A 17676-nucleotide genomic window follows, 5' to 3' on the forward strand; every position below is an offset into this window, starting at 1 on the left:
ACGTAACAATCGTGTCGTTCGATGGAGAGCGGCGATGATTGACGCGTCGCGAACAGGAGGTTCTGTCAAATGACATCGGAGTCAGCGATTTCCCTTACCAGGCGGGACGCATTGCTTGTTGGATCGGCTGCCGCCGTGGCCCTCGCAGTCGGGTCGTCTGCTTCTGCCGCTACCAAACCGAAAGCATCCCGAACGGAGGACAAGTTCATGGGAACAGTGAAAGTGAAGGGCGGAACCGAGATCTTCTACAAGGACTGGGGTCCGAAGGACGCCCAACCGATTGTGTTCCACCACGGCTGGCCGCTCAGCGGCGACGACTGGGACAATCAGATGCTCTTCTTCCTCGGGGAAGGCTTTCGGGTCATAGCGCATGACCGCCGCGGCCACGGGCGCTCTTCGCAGAGCCGGACGGGCCACGAGATGGACACCTATGCGGCAGACGTTGCCGAGGTCGTCGAAGCCCTCGACCTGAAGAATGCCATCCATATCGGCCATTCGACGGGCGGCGGCGAAGTCGTGCACTACGTGGCCCGTGCGAAGCCGGGACGTGTCGCGAAGGCAGTCATAGCCGGAGCGGTTCCCCCCGTGATGCTCAAATCGGACAAGAACCCCGGAGGGCTACCGATAGACGTGTTCGATGGCTTGCGGCAGGCGCTGGCCGCGAACCGGGCACAGTTCTACATCGATGTTCCGACCGGGCCGTTCTATGGATTCAATCGTCCGGACGCGAAGATCTCTCAAGGCCTAATCAACAACTGGTGGCGCCAAGGCATGATGGGTGCTGCGAATGCGCACTACGAATGCATCAAAGCGTTCTCCGAGACGGACTTCACCGAAGACTTGAAGAAGATCGATGTACCTGTCTACGTCATCCACGGAACCGACGACCAGATCGTGCCCTACAAGGATGCGGCCGAGCTATCGGTAAAGCTCCTGAAGCACGGCACCTTGAAGCTCTACGATGGATATCCGCATGGGATGCTGTCGGTTCACCCCGACGTGCTGAATCCGGATATCCTGGCGTTCATCAAGGCCTAATTAAAATGGCAGGGCTGACAAGCGTTGGCCCTGCCGTAATTGGCCGAACTAGCTGCGCCTGCTTTTCGCACACACGCGAATTCACACCCCCGATGTCCGAGGATGACCGGAGAAATATTTAGACGGTTATCGGCGAAATGCTCTACGATCTCGACCATCTGTCCTGAGACGTGCGCCCCTAGCTTCAAAGCATGTGGGACAGGGTTAGCTTTTGACAGCCGGTCCGCTTGGAGCATCGTGATGGCCATATCTCGATACCAGCCAGAACTATTGTGGGAGGATGGCACTCTCGCCATGTTCCGTGGGCGCACGATAGATCGTGAATCGTCTGTTCTGCTGATCGCGTCAGTTTCGCCCCAAGACACCTCGGAAGTGACGCGGCTCCTTGAACATGAGTTCTCTCTGACCGATCAGCTCGATACGGCCTGGGCCGCGAGGCCCATCACTTTGGAGCGTGTGGATGGTCGAACCGTACTTCTGCTTGACGACCCCGGCGGGATCCCAGCGAGCCTCGAAGGAACGCCGTTCGAACTAGGGCGCTTTCTCGTTGTAGCAGTGAACGCAGCGGCGGCACTCAGGGGCGTGCATTTCCGAGGGTTGGTGCACAAGGAAATCAGGCCAAGCAGCCTACTCGTTGATCAGTTCGGAAACGTGCGCCTCACAGGGTTTGGCAACGCGGGTCCGGCAACGGAAATTGCGGAAGTCGCCAGCGACCAGATCCTTCGTCCAGCCTCGTTGCCGTATATTGCTCCCGAGCAAAGCGGTCGCGTGAAGCTGGCGGTCGATCTGCGCAGCGACCTCTACTCCCTTGGCATTGTCTTCTACGAATTGCTGACGGGTGAGTTGCCCTTCGTCGCAGGAGATCCAATGGAGTGGGTCCATTCACATGTGGCTCGACTGCCAATTCCGATCTCCCAACGAATGGAAAGCGTTCCGGCCACAGTTGAAACGATCATCACTAAGCTGTTGGCCAAGAAGCCCAATGAAAGATATCAGACAGCGGGAGGGCTTGAAGCCGATCTCCAACGGTGTCTGAAAAGTTGGACCGAGAAAGGGCGGGTCGAGTGGTTTGATGTTGCTGCCGAAGACACCGCGGGGCGACTTCAAATGCCTGACGGATTGTATGGGCGGGCGCAGCAGGTTGATGCCATCTCGGCGGCATTCGACCGCGTACGTTCGAGTGGCCAGACGGAGATCTTGCTTGTTTCAGGCCCCGCTGGCGTCGGCAAGTCATCTGTAGTGCTGGAGCTGCGAAGATTCCAAGCCGCCCGGGCGGGATTGTTCGCCACCGGAAAATTCGACCAGTATACCCGTGAGATTCCATACGCAACGGTCGCTCAGGCTTTCCGGGGTCTAGTGCGACAAATACTGAGTTCGGGGGATGCCGATCTCAACCGATGGCGATGTGCAATCGTAGAGGCGCTTGGGCCGAACGGCCAGCTCATGATCAACCTTATTCCGGAACTGGCCCTTGTAATCGGCGAGCAACCGCAAGCTCCGGATTTGCCTCCTCAGGAGGCCAAAGCTCGCTTTCACCTTATATTCATCCGCCTCCTCAAGGTCTTCGCACGTTCCGATCACCCGTTGGTGCTGTTCATCGATGACGTTCAATGGCTCGATGCGGCGACGATTGAACTCATCGAGCGGATCACCGTCGATCCAGAGGTGGAGTCTCTACTACTGATCTGCGCCTATCGCGATGACGCGATCCATTCAGGACACCCTTTTGAAGTCGCGCGATCAGCGATGCTGACTGGGAGCCGCAATGTTGAAGAACTGACGCTCGCGCCCCTGAAGCTCCTTGATCTCGCGCAACTCCTCGGAGACGCGCTCGGTCAGCAACCAATATCTCTCGAACCACTTGCGGGCCTGGTTCTTGAGAAAACAGAAGGAAACCCGTTCTTTGTCTCGCAATTTCTTTCGACGATGGATGAGGAGGGACTTCTTGTCTTCGACGACGTACGACGCTCATGGCACTGGGAAACGGAGAGGATCCGGGCCAAACAGATTACCGATAACGTTGCAGAGCTTGTCGCGTCCAAGCTCGTTCGACTGCCCAGTCGGACACTCGAGGTGGTCAAACTACTGGCAAGCCTCGGCAACTCTGCGTCCCTTGGAACTCTCTCGATGATCACGGACAAGTCCGGACAACAGGTCGTTGCGATACTCTGGGAGGCAGTCCAGGAAAGATTTCTCCTGCGAGTCGATGACAGTTATACCTTCGCACATGATCGCGTGCAGGAAGCGGTATATCTCCTTATTCCGGAGGAAGAGCGGGCTGCAATCCATCTGCACATCGGGCGCGCGCTTCTCGCCAAGATGTCTCCTGCTCGCCTCCACGAGCGCATCTTCGAAGTTACAGATCAGTTCGGCCGAGGGTTGCATCTGCTTGGGGCAGGGGGAGAGCGCGAACAAGTCGCTGCCCTCTATCTCCAGGCTGGGGGCCGCGCCAAGAGATCCGCCGCATACCCGTCCGCGCTTCGATATTTTGCTACGGGCCTGGAACTTCTTTCTCCGAAGTGCTGGGATAGGCACTACAGCCTGCTCTTCGAGCTCGAAATAGAGAACGCCGAATGCGAATTCCTCACAGGGGACTACGACGCGGCCGCAAGCCATTTGCAGACATTGAGCGATCTTGCGAACAACCCGGTCGACGGCGCGGCGGTCGTGCGCTTGCGGGCTTCGCTGTACGTGGCGCTGGGCAATCAGGACAAAGCCGTCGAGGTGGGACTCGCATATCTCCGCAACTTCGACATTGTCTGGGTTGCCCATCCTACCGAGGATGATCTTCGGGCGGAGATCGAGAAGATGAGAACTCTTTTGGCCGGTCGTCGTGTCGACCAACTTGTGAACCTGCCAAAGATGACCGACCGGACCTGGCTGGCGACAATGGACGTGCTCGCCTACCTCATCCTTCCTGCTGTTTTGACGGACAGCGTTCTCGAAGCTCTCGTCTATGCCCAGATGGTCAACCTCAGCCTCCAGCACGGCAACTGCGACGCGTCATGCTATGCCTACGCTTCTTTCAATGTCGCTGTTGGGCTTCGCTTCGGCGACTATCAGCTTGGCGGAGAATTCGGTAATCTAGGGGTCCAACTGGTCGATGACTACGGTCTCAATCGCTTCAAAGCACGAACCTACACCTGCTCCTCCTCCTACGTCATTCCCTGGACCAGACACTTGCCGACCTCAATCGAGAGGACCCGGATTGCGATGGAAGTCGGGATCGCGGCAGGAGACTTGGTCTACGCATCGGCAACCGCGAAGGTGTTGGTATCCAATCTTCTCATCTCGGGAGCGGACCTCAGCGTCGTACAACACCAGGCCGAGCAATCCCTGGCGCTGTCGCGCAAGGCAGGCTTCGGACTGGCTGCCGATGCGGCAATCGGGCAGCTTCTGCTGGTGCGCGAACTCCAGGGGCTGGAATCAAGCGGTCCTTCCGAGGGCGAAACCTTGCCGGACAAGGCGGCCTTTCAGCTTCGGCTGGAGGACGTCGGCGAACCTCTGCTCCTTCCGTTGGTCTGGCACCGGACCCATCAGATGCAGTTGCTGTATCACGCACAGAAATATGAGGAGGCGTTCAGGGCCGAGAGACTTGTTGTAAAAGACCTTCGCGTAATGCGGACGTTCATAGACTTGGCGGAGTATCATTTCTACGCGGCATTGATACGCGCGGCGTTGTTTGACTCTGCTGCTTCAGAGCAACGGGAGCTTCACGTCGAGGCCATACGAAATCACCTCGATCAGATCGCCATCTGGGAAAGGAGTTGCCCTGAGAATTTCGGAACGCGTCGCGCGCTTGTGGCAGCAGAAATGGCCCGGATAGAGGGTAGGCAGATCGAAGCGCTCAAGCTTTACGAGGAGGCGATTAAAGCTGCAGAAAAATACGGTTTCATTCAGAATGAAGCGCTTTCGAATGAACTGGCGGCAAGGTTCTACGCGGCACGTGGGCTGGAGCGCAGTGCCCGAGGGTTTTTGCGAAGTGCGAGATCCTGCTATTCGGCCTGGGGCGCGACTTTAAAGGTCCGACAAATGGATCTGGCGCATCCTGGACTGGATAGCGTCGTGAAATCGGTCGGGGCAGGGCCCTACGAACTGCAGCGTCTGGATCTGGCGGCAGTCGTCGACATGTCCCGGGCAGTCTCAGGAGAGATTGTCCTCGATCGCCTCATCGAACGACTTATGGTGACCGTCGTTGAGCATTCGGGAGCAGTCCGTGGGCTTCTTCTGCTGCCTCAGGACGGCGAAATGGACATTGCGGCGGAGGCGGTGACGGATGACCGGGGCGTCTCGGTCAAGCTTGCTCAGTTCTCACGGCAGCTGCCGGAAGCAATCCTCAGCTATGTGATACATACCAGAGAGGACGTCATCCTTGACGACGCGCAAACCGCAGAATTGTTCGCGTCTGATCCTTACATCCTTGCTGAAAGATCGAGTTCGATCCTCTGCTTGCCCCTCGTCAAGCAAAAGGAACTCGTCGGGGTGCTCTACCTCGAAAATGGAATTTCCTCGCATCTGTTCACGAAGAAGCAGGTCACGATCTTGCGCCTCCTCGCATCTCAGGCAGCGATTTCGCTGGAGAACGCCGCGTTGTACCGGGATGCGCGAGAAGCCCAGGAACACGCAAGGCGGCTGGCGGAAGAGTTTCGCGTTTCATACGACATGATCCCGGCACAGGCATGGAACGCACGACCAGATGGGCTCTATCCTGTCTTCAACAAGCAGTGGCACGACTATACGGGGGTCTCGCCAGAGTCGGCACGCGAAGGCGGTTGGATAGGAACGTACCATCCCGACGACAGGCAGAAGGTGGTTCGAAAATGGACAGAGCTTGTCGCGACCGGCACCGCCGGGCAGATCGAAGCGCGGATCATGCGTCACGATGGTGTACCGCGCACCTTTCTTGTGAAGGGCACGCCCATGCGCGACGAGACCGGGGCGATCATAAAATGGTTCGGTACCCATACTGACATCGATGATCTAAAACGCGTCGAAGAAGCGCAGGAACTATTAGCCCGAGCGGGGCGACTAACTGCCCTCGGCGAGCTGACGGCATCGATAGCCCATGAAGTGAATCAGCCATTGATGGCCATTGTCACAAACGCCGCGACATGCCTGCGCTGGCTCAGCGACGACCAGTTCGATGTTGCAGAAGCCCGGGAGGCCGCCGAGCGCATCATAAGGGATGGCCATCGAGCAGGGGATGTTATCACAAGTATCCGGGCGCTCGCGAAAAAATCGCCCCTTGCCATCGCGAGGGTCGATGTCAACGACATGGTCGAAGACGTGCTTGCTCTCACCCGTGGTGAACTCCAACGGCACGGGATAGTGTTGGAGACTAAACTCGAGGCTGATGGAGAACCCACTCTCGGAGACCGGATTCAATTGCAGCAAGTCGTCCTGAACCTGATCCTCAACGCCGTCGAGGCGATAAGTCTGGCTGACTGCGAGACGCGGCGAATAACTGTAGGTTCGAAGGGCATCGACGAAGACAAGATCATGGTCACAGTTGCTGACACCGGGCCTGGGGTCGTCCCCTCAAAGGCTCATCAGATTTACGACGCATTCTTTACGACGAAGTCGGGCGGACTCGGGATGGGGCTCTCCATCTGCCGATCAATCGTGGAGGCGCACGGCGGCCGTCTGTGGATGACCCCGAACGAGCCAGTTGGCAGTGTCTTTTCCTTTATGCTCAAGACGGCGAAGACGTACTCGGCGAAAGAATGACGGCGGCGAGTGGCGGCAGCATTGGCTCGGCCCGGATGACCAGGCTCACAAGATCTCACAGGAACATGCTCGCATTCAAGCGAACAAGGCGGCAAACTCCTAAAGATGATACTACCGGGGGATCGTTATGACATCCGATAAGGCCATCCTTCCACCCGGCGTCCTCGCAGATGGCTTTCACCAATTGAAGCATGGTCGCTTCGACATCACGGTGCTGAGTGACGGGTACATTACGCTGCCGTCCGACATATTGATGCCCGATGGCCATCCTGACGAAATCGGTCGCATCCTTAGCCGCCTCGGGGGAGGCGTCGACAGCGCTCCGCTTCAGACGAACATTCCACTCATCCGGCACGGTAGCGACCTTATCCTGATCGATACCGGGGCGGGCGGCAATTTCCAGCCGAGCGACGGAAGGCTTGCCGCCAATCTCGCATCGGCTGGCGTAGATCCTTCTTCGATCACGAAGGTCGTTTTCACCCACGCCCATCCCGATCACTCCGGCGGAACGACGAAGGCCGACGGGTCTCTGCTCTTTCCAAACGCCCGTTACTACGTCAACGAAGCCGAGTGGTCTTTCTGGACGGATCCGGAATATGAGGCGAAGATGCCGAAACCACTTCACGCGTTCGCGCGCGGCGCCCAGCGTGACCTCTTCGCCGTCAAGGATCGGCTGACGATGGTGAAGCCTGGGGATGAAATCGTCTCGGGGATGAACGTCCTCAGCAGCCGCGGCCATACGCCCGGCCACATCTCACTTGAATTGGCAGGCGACGGAAACCTCCTCATTGCCGGAGACGTGATCCCGAACGATATCGTTTCGTTCGAGAATCCGCGCTGGCATTTCGGCTTCGACACCGAACCCGAGATCGCGCTCTCGAACAGGGCGGCCTTGCTGGACAAAGTGGCGAACGAGAAGCTTCGGATGCTCGGATACCATTGGACCTATCCAGGAGTCGGATATGTCGAGCGGAAAGGGTCCGCATATCGGTTCCTACCGGGGTGAGGACTTTGTCGGCGCTATGCCGGCTCTGACGCTCGCTGGCGGTTTTGGACGATGATCGCGACTTCGGAAGAGTGACGTGTCCCCCATTCGCACAACGGGGCGAGAACTTTGGCCAGGCTGTGGCCGAAGTCGGTCAGCTCGTACTCGACATGAGGCGGGACGGTCTTGAAGTCGAAGCGACGAATGACGCCATCATCAATCAGCTCCTTGAGATGCTGGATCAGCATCTTCTCGCTAACATTGGTCACAAGCCTGCGGAGTTGACCGGTGCGTTTGGCCCCGCTGGCCAGATGAAAGAGAATGAGCGGCTTCCACTTGCCCCCAAGGATTTGGAGAGCCGCTTCCAGGCCGCATTGGAAATTCGTCTCGGTCATTGCGATCTCCAAATTCGGACACTTACGAAATAGTCAGTACTGGATCGCTGGTATGCTTGGTCTTACTTGAATTCGGCGATGGTGTCGACGGGCATCGTCCTTCCCCATTCGGGCGCAAACCCGCGGATAGCGCTGCCAACATAGGTGAACAGATATGAGCAATCCAAACCAGCCCTTGCTGGATCCAATCCGCCTGGGCGACGTCGATCTACCCAACCGCATCATCATGGCATCCATGACCCGCGCCCGTACTGACAATCCCGGCTTCGTCCCCAACGAGCTTCAGGCGCGATATTACGCACAGCGCGCATCTGCCGGGCTGATCCTCACGGAGGGGACTTGGCCGAGCCGCGAAGGCGTCGGCTTCATAAACGTGCCGGGCCTCTACACTCAGGAACAGGCCGATGGGTGGCGCCTCGTCACGGACGCCGTCCACGAGGCCGGAGGGCGTATATTCGTCCAGCTCGGCCACATCGGGTCATCATCGCATCCAGACCTGCTCGATGGCGCTCTGCCTCTGGCCCCATCGGCCGTGAACCCGGGATTGAAGGCGTACACGCCATCCGGTTTCCAGGACACTGTCACGCCACGGGCGATGGATCTGAGCGATATCGCCCGGACGGTGGAGGACTACGCCAAAGCTGCCCGGTTGGCACAGTCTGCTGGCTTCGATGGCGTTGAGCTCCATGGCATCAGCACCTATCTGATCCCGACCTTCCTCTATGCCGCGCTCAATCAGAGGACGGACGACTATGGCGGCACAGCTGAAAATCGCGCCCGGTTCCCCCTTGAGATTGTCGACGCCCTTATAGAAACCTGGGCGCCAGGACGCGTTGGTGCGAAGCTCAGCCCCGGTTTGACCGGGCTCGGAAATCTCATCGCTGGAACTGAAACGCTGGCGACCTTCGAATACCTGATCGGTCAATTGTCGAAGCGTAATCTCGCTTATCTGCAGCTGATGAACCCCATAAGCGATCTGACCGGGACACCTGTGGAGGTTCTCGGCCAAGGCGTCGCCAAGCATTTCCGGCCAATTTATTCAGGCACCTTGGTTGCCAACGGCGGGTACACCTTCGAGACTGGCAATGCGGTCGTGACCGATGGGTTCGCCGATGCTGTTGCCTTTGCAGCGCCGTTCATCTCCAACCCGGACCTGGTCGAGCGCTACTCCAACGATCTCAAACTCAGCCCGAGCAATCCCGACACATACTACGGCGGCGGAGCCGCGGGCTACGTGGACTATCAGACCGCGAACGAACCAGTCGGAGCTTGATAGGCCTTAGTCGCCGCCAGCTAGCGTGGGAGATGGAGGCCGTCTTGCGGCGGCCTTCCGGATCACGTCGATGACGACGTCCGGCTGGGACAGCATCGGGACATGGCCACTGTCCACTTGGGTCACCGTGGCGTTCATTCGTCTCGACACCCAGCGCTGAAGATCGGGATGCACAGTGTGGTCCTGGGTGGCAAGCACATACCAGCTCGGCTTCGACTTCCAAGAAATCCGGTCGGCTTGGAGCTTCTGCTGGTGGAAGAGATCGGCAACGGGAGCGTAATGCGTTGGCGCCACCTGAAATAGGGAGAGCGATGCACATTCTGGCACCGTCCAGTACCTTGGCTTCCGTGCGACTAGGAAAGGACAGATCGAACCAATACGGGGAAAAATCATACGGACGGCATCAAGGAACCATACCTAGGTTCAGGACCGAACCGTGGAGTGGTAGTAGTTGGAGCCCGGTGGGAACCGTTCTAAACCAGATAACTGCGAAAAGACACGGATTCGGCTTCCGTTCTCGCGACATCCAATAATCATGTGACCAAACCTTTGTCTAGGCGCGAACGGACCTCTGTATGATTTCTTGCCTTTCCACCCGCCCGTAAGCTCTCCACATCGCCGCACGTCCGGCGATGAAGGAAAACTCCTACGGCCGCAGACTTGGTCGCGGCACATGATATTCATCGGAAGGAAATGCAATGAACCGCGTACTGAACATCGCAATGGTTGCTGTTGTTTCTTCGGTTGCCTTTGCAGGCGTGAGCCGGGCAGACAGCCTGAGTATGAATGATGGTGCCCAGATCGAGAAGACGCTGCAGACTTTCAACAACAATTTCGACGTCAAGGACATCGACGACTATCAGAACTACAAGGACCAGCCGGGCGGTCGAGACGGCCCGCAGCCCCGCACCGACGCCGGCGTTCAACACATCCAGGTATCGATCAAAGACAACAAGGATCTCGTCAAGCGGCTCGGTGAGCGTGGCGTCAAAGTCAACGACGTCGTCAATGCCCAGCAGGCTGCGGATGGTAGCATTACTTTCTGGGTGCGCTAACCCAGCAAGCGGCCCGGTCTGAAACAGCCCGGGTTTTTTTACCGCGAGTTCTGCTGTTACGAACACGCGAAAATCTCCATGTCGCGCGGCTGTGGCGACTTTGGATCTCGATCACCTCAGAAACGGAGACAGTTCGATGGAGACGATGTTTCCAGAGAGGAAGGCTTGCATTGACAATTGCCTCGCATGTTATTCCGAATGCCTATCCACCGCGGTCATGCGGATCGCTGGAAACGATATTAGCCATGGTCATTTCACACTGATGATGGCCTGCGCCGAAGTCTGCAGGACAAGCGCGCAGTTGATGCTTATCGGTTCGCCTCATCACAGGCACGTCTGTCGAGATTGTGCGAAATCTGCCGTCAGTGCGCAGATGAATGCTCGCAGATCAGTTCCATGCAGGCCTGTGCGGACATTTGCAGAAGATGTGCGGGCAGCGGCGTCGTGGTTATCGTCTTACCGGCACTGATACGACGTTCGATGGGAGCAACGAGACGGTGGATTTCCGAACCGGCGAAATGGCCATATCCCGAAAGCCAAGACTCCATCATCGAGAACACCGGCAAGACCGGCTTGCAATTCGTCGCCGTCTTCAAGGTCACCGAATAACAAGAAATCGGGCTTTCCTGCAGTCCTCACAATTGAGTTGACGCCTATCAACCTCGACAACAAGGATCAGTAGGAGAAACATTATGTCTCGACACTTCCAGGACAATGATCAAATTCCGTCGGTCTGCGTGGCTGGCGCGGGTGCTATAGGGATCACGATCGCATCGAGATTTTCGATTGTCGGGTATCGCGTACGATTGGTCGCGCGTGGTGGAAGCCTGGCTTCGATAAGGGAAAATGGTTTGCGTCTCCTGGACAGGGAAGGGGATCACCGATCCCAGGTGGAGGTTGGCCAGGCGAGGGATTTTGGTCCACAGCGGGTTCTATTCCTGTGCGCAAAATCTCATGACCTGCCGGAACTGGTGGCTTCTTTGCAGCCACTTATCACACACGAAACGATGGTTATACCTGTCGTCAACGGCATCCCGTGGTGGTACTTCGACGGCGAGGGTGGCGACTGGAACGGTCCGATTATAACGTCGGTCGATCCCAACGGCGATCTGAAAAGACTGATCCCTTCGAGGCAGGTTGTTGGAGCAACTACAATCATAACGGCGGAGCGACTGCATTGGGGAACTGCGCGGACTTTAAACCCTTTGCAGATGACCATCGGCGAGCTCGATGACAGGCTCACCACGCGAGTTGGAGAACTGGCAAGCGCCCTCAATACGGCGGGTATTGATACGCGGGTCGCTGTCCGGATCCGAGACGCCGTTTGGACGAAAGTTGTCCGAAATCTCATCTCCAATCCGGTAACCGCGATCACGGGGGCGACCCTACGCGAGAATTTTGGGAACCATTATTTGGCCGATGTCAGCCGACAAATGCTTCGCGAAGTTATTCCCGTGATTGACGAGTATGGGGCGACCCTTGAGGTTGATCCGGAGGAGATTATTGAAACCGGGCGTGTGCTGGGAGACGTCAAAACTTCTATGCTGCAGGATTTGGAGAAGGGAAATCGGCTTGAGCTCGCGTCGATATGCGATGCAGTCATCGAACTGGCACAGCGCCGAGGAATATCGATGCCGGTTACGCAGGCGATCACGGCGATCGCTCATTTCAGAAGCCGGATTGAGCCAGCGAACGCGGCCTAGCTGTGTTTACGCCCTTTAATTGCGGATGGCTGTCAAGCGCCTGCAGCATCCTTGCTGGGGGCATGGTCCTTTCCGAGGTCATAGCCTCATGACGATGTTCGGGTCCAGTGCTTCGACGTGTGGAACGGAATTCGGCGTCGCCATTTCCAGCTTAATCAACGAAGTCACTGCAACCACCGTCCCGGCGGGGACTTTGCAGACCCGCTCGAAGGCCTACAAATAAGAGATTTCTATGCTTCTTTTCCGGCGCTCCATTCGAAAGTCGTGCCGTCGACCCAAATGCAGTGGAGAATGACAGCGAGCTTCCGAGCCACGGCAACCTGAGCCTTTTTCATCCCGCTGCGCTTGGCCAGCCGCAATCCCCACGCCTTTAGTGAGCACCATTTCTTCGTTCGGTGGGGGAGCACGGCCGCAGCCTCGAATAAATAGGTTCGCAAAAGTCGATCACCCCATTTCGATGTCCTGCCGTTCGACTCGGTCTCTCCCGACTGTTTTCGTCTTGGCGTCAATCGGAAGTCAGGATGCTGGATGCCTGCGACGGCTCCCCTGAAAGGGCGGATCCGCGTTCGCAACGACCGAACAATGAGGTGATGTTGCTAGATCAGCATAGGGATTGTCGCTGGGCAGCACCTGACCCCATGGCCATTTAACAGTCAGGCAATCTCCAGCCTTGATGCAGCATCACTACGCGATCGGCGTGTTTTTCCTTTCGATGTAGTCTTGTATTCTCCGTGGGAAGCATTGAGGCGGCGGGCCACGATGTCGTGGTTGAGCCACCGGACTGGCCCGGAAGGTGAAGACGATGCACCGAAAATAAGTTGCCCGGTCGCTTCCACGACCAGAGCGCTCAGGAGATCGCTGATCATGACTTTGCTGTCACGGTGCATCGCGGTGATCTGGTTCGACGTGCCGATCGTCAGGTCGGCCTGTCCCTGGTTGTTGGGCATCGGCCACGCGGAGAAGTTATAGAATGGGGTCATGACTTCGCTCGCCTGCAGGTCGCTGATCTTGCGGATGACGTCATCTAACGTGAAACCATCCGCCAGAAGCTCTTGGCATTTCCGCCATTGTTCGGCCGCCCATCCACGGCCGTTCTCCTTCTTCAGCGCAAGCAGAAGGGGGATGAGAGGCAGTTCAATCCCCGTGAACACGTCGGATGAATTGGTCCGGATCTCGGGACAGTTGTAGACACTCGCCTTGACGCCCATCGCCCAGGCATCCTCGGCAATGCCTTCGAGGCGCATCTTGGCGTTGCCCTGAGTGTAGTTCGTATATGTCTGCCACCGGTATTCTCCGTCGATCAGGATACCCGTGCCGTGATAGCCATATGCCGTGTACCTAACCTGGCCGCCCGAGGATTCAATGCGCTCCCGGATCGCCGCGCTGAAATCGATAAGATGGCGGAAGGTGTTTGCCGACACCTCGTCGAAATTGCGAAGGATCAGTTTGCCCATATCGCTTTCGACCAGGGCTTGCGACGACATGTGTCGGGGTCCCGTTCCCTTGTAGATTCTGTTGGCGACGACCAGGAAGGCTTTTGCCTTGGGAATGCCTCCGGCCATCGTATGGGCAAAGAAAACGTTGCTCCCGTCGGTAATCATGCCGTTGAGGATGGTCATGACCTGCGACAGTGAATCCGTAAACCGTGCCGTCGCTACGGCCTGGCATTTTTCTATATATTCCCAGTCGAGCCTTTCACGCTCCCAGCTTTCGAGCGTTAGCCCGGCAAGCAGCTCGGTAGGCGTGGGACCGTCTGCTGGCGCGTCGAGATCGAAGCCAGCCATCAGCGGAACGTTTATGATTGTTCCGCCGAGCCTTGCTTCCGCTTCACGGAGCTCATCGTCGGTGAGAGGCCGCAAGACATTCTTTTCGTCGCGCCGCCCGACCGTAATTCCGACGATCCGCATTCCGACTTTCCGGGCTTGGTCGAGAAGGCCGGTCGCGTAGCCGCGACCGAACAATTCGCCGAAGAGAACGAAGACATCGCCTTTTCGAAACACCGTGTTTTCAGAGATGTTCTCCAGTGCGATCGGCTTTTCCATGTTGAGTAACCGCTCCAAAAGTCGTTGATGACTAATTGAACGCAGCCGTCCTCGATGGAAAGTCATTTAAAATGACGGATGATGTCGAAACGTGAAGCTTCAAAAGGCCTTAGATCACTGCTCTTCAAGCTGCTGTAGGCAGCGGCAAGCCCATATCGGCATTTGATGCGCGTTCCAAGCTGCCGTGTCGGACGCTCTTCTTGTCAGCCGCAAGTGGCTTCCTATCTCAAGTGTAACCTCGATTTGGAGCCTCGAGATGGACGACGATCTTAAGACTGAACTCATCGCCACCAACGAAATCGAAATCCTTCCACCTGAACGCGACGAGTGTTTTGTTGACGGCGCGGTGACCTGTCTCTGTTGCGGCCGATCCCGCTCGTTCATGGACGATGATGGCTGCGGGATCTGCGAGGAATGCCTTGCGCCGTGAGGGGGATTTCTTCCGCGCTCTTTTCTGGACAGCAAGAGTGGAGGGTCGCCGGAGACGCGGTTCATCGGATGTCATTATTTGTCCGCCGAATTGCGGTAGAGGTTGCAACTTTCCATCAACGATTGTCCTAGAGGGCCAATAATGAAATGGGATACCTCAAGACATTTCGAACCGATCGTTCTCGTGTTTTCGCACGAAATAGGCCCGAAAACCGTCCGCACGGCTCGCGACACCGCATGCAGTGTTCGCCGCCGATCCGACTGGAACTGGTATTGCCGCACTTCATAAAGCGGCGATCGCATTCTACGACAACGTAAGCCCCGAAGAAAAATCGTCGCTCGATTGGGCGCAGGGCAGAGCTTCGGCGCAAGCGGGTTACGAACAGCGCATGCGTGACGAGGGGCGCGTTGCCGAAAACGTTGATTCCGGAAATCCCATCGTGAACTTGTTTGTGAAAGCGTATAAAGAACTAGCCGCCACAAAAGATGCCTCTAAAGATCCGCGGGATATGCCTTCTTGGCAAAAGGCGATCGACCTTTGGCATCTTCAATTTGAAACTACGCAGTCAACGTCGTGGACCTTTTAATTGTGGCCGGGAAAAATAGCCCGGCCACACCCATATCGCACGCGATATCACTGCATCGTCAGCGTCAGGCTACCTTCCTCTCCCGGCATAGCTTCCCGCTTTCATCGACGATACAGACGCTCGTTTCTTTGACCGAGACATCGAGGCCGGCGTAATGCTTCATGGATGCGCTTCCTCTTTCGGATGGTTGTGTCGGGTCTGACAGAACACTTGTACCATCAGCTCGGAGTGCGCTTCACCCTTTCCTGTGGGTCGAGATGGGCACGAAGCCGATTAGCCTATCTATGCTACACCTCCCGCGGCTGCCCTCTTTAACCGGTCAAGCGGTGCGCGAACTGGCTCCGGCCGCGCTGCGCCCTTTGCCTGGTACGTGCTTCTTTGAGAGCTGCAAGGCCTTGCCGGCGCTGAAGCGCCCGCATCGCGATCGACCCTAAAAAATTAGGGCTATAATCGTTCCGCTCGCGATCTGTCTGCTACAATCCGTTAGCGGAGGTAGGCTGATCAGGGGTCTGTGATGCGGCGACGTTGACTCCTGCACCGACCTGGCCGAAAACGCGTGGAACAACATGAGGATCATCGATGGCTGACGAAGAACTCCTTACAGCGCCTGATAGCACCGCACCAAAGCCTGAAGCGGAGAAAGCAGCGGCTGCCGTTCGTGGCAAACGGTCAAGCTCCAAGAAAGCCGCGGCGGGGAAGGCTGACACGGTCAGTCAAAAGACGGCAAAGCCCAAGGCGCGCGGCCTGAGTGACGACGAGAAGCGCGAGAAGATCAAGCAGGTTGAAGCTACCATTGCCGGTGGCGCAACATTGAAGGATGCCGTGGATGCTGCGTCGATATCCGACCAGACCTACTACACCTGGAAGAAAGCGGTTGCTGTGACGACTGCTGAAGAGCCCGCGAGCACGGCCACATTTGACGATGAACTCGCCGAATTTACCCGGCTTGAGGAAGAAAATCGCCGGCTGCGTAAGCTGCTTGCCGAAAAACTTCGCGCCGAAAATACCGCGCTGCGCAAGCGGCTAGGGATGAACTAGGCAAGGCTTCATGTTTGAGATGACACCATCAACGGGGCAGTGGTCACTGTGCTCGCGCAATCGATATGAAGCTGAGGAACGATGAGAACACCACAGCGCAACTTCGTTGTCGAATACAAGACTCGGCGGCAAACCCAAGCGAGACCTCCATCCATCTGGGGCAATCTCGATCTGCAGGCCGTTGCGCAGCAGATTGAGGCAGACGGCGTTTTGCCTGATGCGGCCCGGTCCGATCCGAAATCCACCGTCAACGATCCAGCTCCGATCGAAGCCAGCGCATCTTCGCATGAGCCTCGCGCTCCAATTGAGCACGATCTTCAAGCCCCAGTTGGGCCGACGATCTTACGCGACGCGGATAGTGAACCCTTAAAAGGCCTTCCGCAGGAACTTCCGGCGATTGCGGCGTCCGCAGACGACCATCGTCGGACTGCAGGTGACGCGAAGAGTTCCAACCGTTCTTCCATGCGCAGTAAGCGCGCACCCTTCCAAGAGTGGACTGCTTCCGACGCTTGCTTCGAAATTTCGCGATCGCGCGATGACGAGGAAGACCTTGTTGCGCTCGACGCAGAAAACCGTCGGCTGAAGAGGCTCTTGATCGTAAAGCTCCGTCAGGAAAACGCCAAACTGAGATTGATGCTCAGGCGGTTCGGCGCTGAATAATCCAACTTCTCTGTTCGAGTGAACGTCTTTTCAAGCGAGCCCCCCGTGCCTCTCCCGTCGCCACCCCGCCATTCAGCGTTTGATATAAACCATCAAACTTCATTGACGGCCCGCCCCGGACGACCCACACGATGCCTTCGGCCGTCGAAAACATGCCAGGGAGCCGGTCAATCCCGTCGATTAATGGCGTGCCGTCGATGCGATTTGGCGTCGGTTGTCGAAGTGTCGGAACAGCCCTTCCGTGTAAAGTATCGTAGCGAATTCCGGCTCTATTCCTTTGATGCCCAAAAGAGCGGTCGCTTCCTTCGGTGTCTCCGACGTCTCGTTGACGATCAAGGCATCTCGCTCTGCTTCTACAGCCTTGATTTGTGTGAGCAACAATTCGAGGCGATCGAGTTCTCTGCGGTGCAGGCCGCTACTCACCCCTGATGGGATCTCAAGGCGGCTGGGCCGACCTTGTGAGCGAATGTTATCAGAATCGGAGGATGGCCCAAGGCAGCCAAAAGCCGAACGGTGGTCCTTGGGGGGCGGGCTGCCACACACGCCGACAGAGCTAATAACCAATGGCCAAAAATTCGATTCAGCTCGATGCTCATCGTCTAGGCCGTCTTAGAAGAAAGATGTCAATCTTGCCAAATTTTGCCATTGGAGCTATATGTATTCATATGAGCACAATGAACATTTCTCTCCCCGACCACCTTAAGAGCTTCGTTGATGAGCAGGTCGCGGGACGTGGTTATGGGA

Annotated in this window: 13 protein-coding genes and 4 pseudogenes; 11 read left to right on the forward strand and 6 right to left on the reverse strand. The window is 57.0% G+C overall.

Features of this window, described 5'->3' with window-relative positions; genetic code table 11:
* The first annotated feature begins 207 nt into the window (after window positions 1-207).
* The 3 genes from AC1DM5_RS34705 (at window position 208) to AC1DM5_RS34715 (ending at window position 7771) form a co-directional block, all read left to right on the forward strand.
* A complete protein-coding gene (locus AC1DM5_RS34705; protein WP_477823864.1) occupies window positions 208-1038 on the forward strand; it encodes an alpha/beta fold hydrolase in 831 nt (276 codons plus the stop codon).
* A 240-nt stretch (window positions 1039-1278) separates the two neighbouring features.
* Window positions 1279-6765: an AAA family ATPase gene (locus AC1DM5_RS34710; protein ID WP_477823865.1), complete on the forward strand. Its 5487-nt coding sequence runs from the start codon at window positions 1279-1281 to the stop codon at window positions 6763-6765.
* A 127-nt stretch (window positions 6766-6892) separates the two neighbouring features.
* Window positions 6893-7771: an MBL fold metallo-hydrolase gene (locus tag AC1DM5_RS34715; protein WP_477823866.1), complete on the forward strand. Its 879-nt coding sequence runs from the start codon at window positions 6893-6895 to the stop codon at window positions 7769-7771.
* A gap of 14 nt (window positions 7772-7785) precedes the next feature.
* Here the strand turns inward: AC1DM5_RS34715 and AC1DM5_RS34720 are convergent, their stop codons facing one another.
* The gene (locus tag AC1DM5_RS34720; protein WP_477823867.1) at window positions 7786-8145 is read right to left on the reverse strand and encodes a winged helix-turn-helix transcriptional regulator; all 360 of its coding nucleotides are present in this window, start codon (window positions 8143-8145) and stop codon (window positions 7786-7788) included.
* A 154-nt stretch (window positions 8146-8299) separates the two neighbouring features.
* On the opposite strand from AC1DM5_RS34720, the gene AC1DM5_RS34725 reads away from it, so the two are divergent.
* Complete coding sequence (locus tag AC1DM5_RS34725; RefSeq protein ID WP_477823868.1) at window positions 8300-9418, forward strand: alkene reductase; 1119 nt, start codon at window positions 8300-8302, stop codon at window positions 9416-9418.
* A gap of 6 nt (window positions 9419-9424) precedes the next feature.
* Here the strand turns inward: AC1DM5_RS34725 and AC1DM5_RS34730 are convergent.
* A pseudogene (locus AC1DM5_RS34730) lies at window positions 9425-9703 on the reverse strand (alpha/beta fold hydrolase); the annotation flags it as partial.
* A 413-nt stretch (window positions 9704-10116) separates the two neighbouring features.
* Here AC1DM5_RS34730 and AC1DM5_RS34735 point away from each other — a divergent pair.
* Both AC1DM5_RS34735 and AC1DM5_RS34740 read left to right on the forward strand, forming a co-directional pair.
* Window positions 10117-10473 (forward strand): hypothetical protein, encoded by a 357-nt coding sequence (locus AC1DM5_RS34735; protein WP_477823869.1) that lies wholly within the window; start codon window positions 10117-10119, stop codon window positions 10471-10473.
* Window positions 10474-10609: 136 nt separating this feature from the next.
* Window positions 10610-10911: pseudogene (locus AC1DM5_RS34740) on the forward strand (four-helix bundle copper-binding protein); the annotation flags it as partial.
* Here the strand turns inward: AC1DM5_RS34740 and AC1DM5_RS34745 are convergent.
* On the reverse strand, window positions 10836-11069 hold the full coding sequence (locus tag AC1DM5_RS34745; RefSeq protein ID WP_477823876.1) for a hypothetical protein: 234 nt from the start codon (window positions 11067-11069) through the stop codon (window positions 10836-10838). The pseudogene AC1DM5_RS34740 and the gene AC1DM5_RS34745 sit on opposite strands and share 76 nt — an antisense overlap.
* A 96-nt stretch (window positions 11070-11165) precedes the next feature.
* Here AC1DM5_RS34745 and AC1DM5_RS34750 point away from each other — a divergent pair, with 96 nt between their 5' ends.
* Complete coding sequence (locus tag AC1DM5_RS34750) at window positions 11166-12176, forward strand: ketopantoate reductase family protein (protein WP_477823870.1); 1011 nt, start codon at window positions 11166-11168, stop codon at window positions 12174-12176.
* Between the two features lie 230 nt (window positions 12177-12406).
* Here AC1DM5_RS34750 and AC1DM5_RS34755 read toward each other — a convergent pair.
* A pseudogene (locus AC1DM5_RS34755) lies at window positions 12407-12685 on the reverse strand (transposase); the annotation flags it as partial.
* A gap of 144 nt (window positions 12686-12829) precedes the next feature.
* A complete protein-coding gene (locus tag AC1DM5_RS34760; protein WP_477823871.1) occupies window positions 12830-14218 on the reverse strand; it encodes an enoyl ACP reductase FabMG family protein in 1389 nt (462 codons plus the stop codon).
* A gap of 256 nt (window positions 14219-14474) precedes the next feature.
* On the opposite strand from AC1DM5_RS34760, the gene AC1DM5_RS34765 reads away from it, so the two are divergent.
* The 3 genes from AC1DM5_RS34765 (at window position 14475) to AC1DM5_RS34775 (ending at window position 16272) form a co-directional block, all read left to right on the forward strand.
* The gene (locus tag AC1DM5_RS34765; protein ID WP_477823872.1) at window positions 14475-14648 is read left to right on the forward strand and encodes a hypothetical protein; all 174 of its coding nucleotides are present in this window, start codon (window positions 14475-14477) and stop codon (window positions 14646-14648) included.
* 241 nt (window positions 14649-14889) lie between these two features.
* Window positions 14890-15234 carry a hypothetical protein gene (locus AC1DM5_RS34770; protein ID WP_477823873.1) on the forward strand — a complete coding sequence of 115 codons (345 nt, stop codon included), beginning with the start codon at window positions 14890-14892 and terminating at the stop codon, window positions 15232-15234.
* 579 nt (window positions 15235-15813) lie between these two features.
* A complete protein-coding gene (locus tag AC1DM5_RS34775; protein ID WP_477823874.1) occupies window positions 15814-16272 on the forward strand; it encodes a transposase in 459 nt (152 codons plus the stop codon).
* Window positions 16273-17121: 849 nt separating this feature from the next.
* On the opposite strand, the pseudogene AC1DM5_RS34780 reads toward AC1DM5_RS34775, so the two are convergent.
* A pseudogene (locus AC1DM5_RS34780) lies at window positions 17122-17334 on the reverse strand (IS110 family transposase); the annotation flags it as partial.
* A 218-nt stretch (window positions 17335-17552) separates the two neighbouring features.
* Here AC1DM5_RS34780 and AC1DM5_RS34785 point away from each other — a divergent pair.
* The coding region (locus AC1DM5_RS34785; RefSeq protein ID WP_477976791.1) for a ribbon-helix-helix domain-containing protein at window positions 17553-17676 on the forward strand (124 nt) is incomplete at its 3' end.

The sequence above is a fragment of the Rhizobium sp. 01T437 genome (assembly GCF_056398505.1).

What these genes read in the sequence shown, in the direction of transcription:
- AC1DM5_RS34705 (WP_477823864.1), top strand. Translation starts at nt 208, where the DNA reads ATGGGAACAGTGAAAGTGAAGGGCGGAACCGAGATCTTCTACAAGGAC.
- AC1DM5_RS34710 (WP_477823865.1), top strand. Translation starts at nt 1,279, where the DNA reads ATGGCCATATCTCGATACCAGCCAGAACTATTGTGGGAGGATGGCACT.
- AC1DM5_RS34715 (WP_477823866.1), top strand. Translation starts at nt 6,893, where the DNA reads ATGACATCCGATAAGGCCATCCTTCCACCCGGCGTCCTCGCAGATGGC.
- AC1DM5_RS34720 (WP_477823867.1), bottom strand. Translation starts at nt 8,145, where the DNA reads ATGACCGAGACGAATTTCCAATGCGGCCTGGAAGCGGCTCTCCAAATC.
- AC1DM5_RS34725 (WP_477823868.1), top strand. Translation starts at nt 8,300, where the DNA reads ATGAGCAATCCAAACCAGCCCTTGCTGGATCCAATCCGCCTGGGCGAC.
- AC1DM5_RS34735 (WP_477823869.1), top strand. Translation starts at nt 10,117, where the DNA reads ATGAACCGCGTACTGAACATCGCAATGGTTGCTGTTGTTTCTTCGGTT.
- AC1DM5_RS34750 (WP_477823870.1), top strand. Translation starts at nt 11,166, where the DNA reads ATGTCTCGACACTTCCAGGACAATGATCAAATTCCGTCGGTCTGCGTG.
- AC1DM5_RS34760 (WP_477823871.1), bottom strand. Translation starts at nt 14,218, where the DNA reads ATGGAAAAGCCGATCGCACTGGAGAACATCTCTGAAAACACGGTGTTT.
- AC1DM5_RS34765 (WP_477823872.1), top strand. Translation starts at nt 14,475, where the DNA reads ATGGACGACGATCTTAAGACTGAACTCATCGCCACCAACGAAATCGAA.
- AC1DM5_RS34775 (WP_477823874.1), top strand. Translation starts at nt 15,814, where the DNA reads ATGGCTGACGAAGAACTCCTTACAGCGCCTGATAGCACCGCACCAAAG.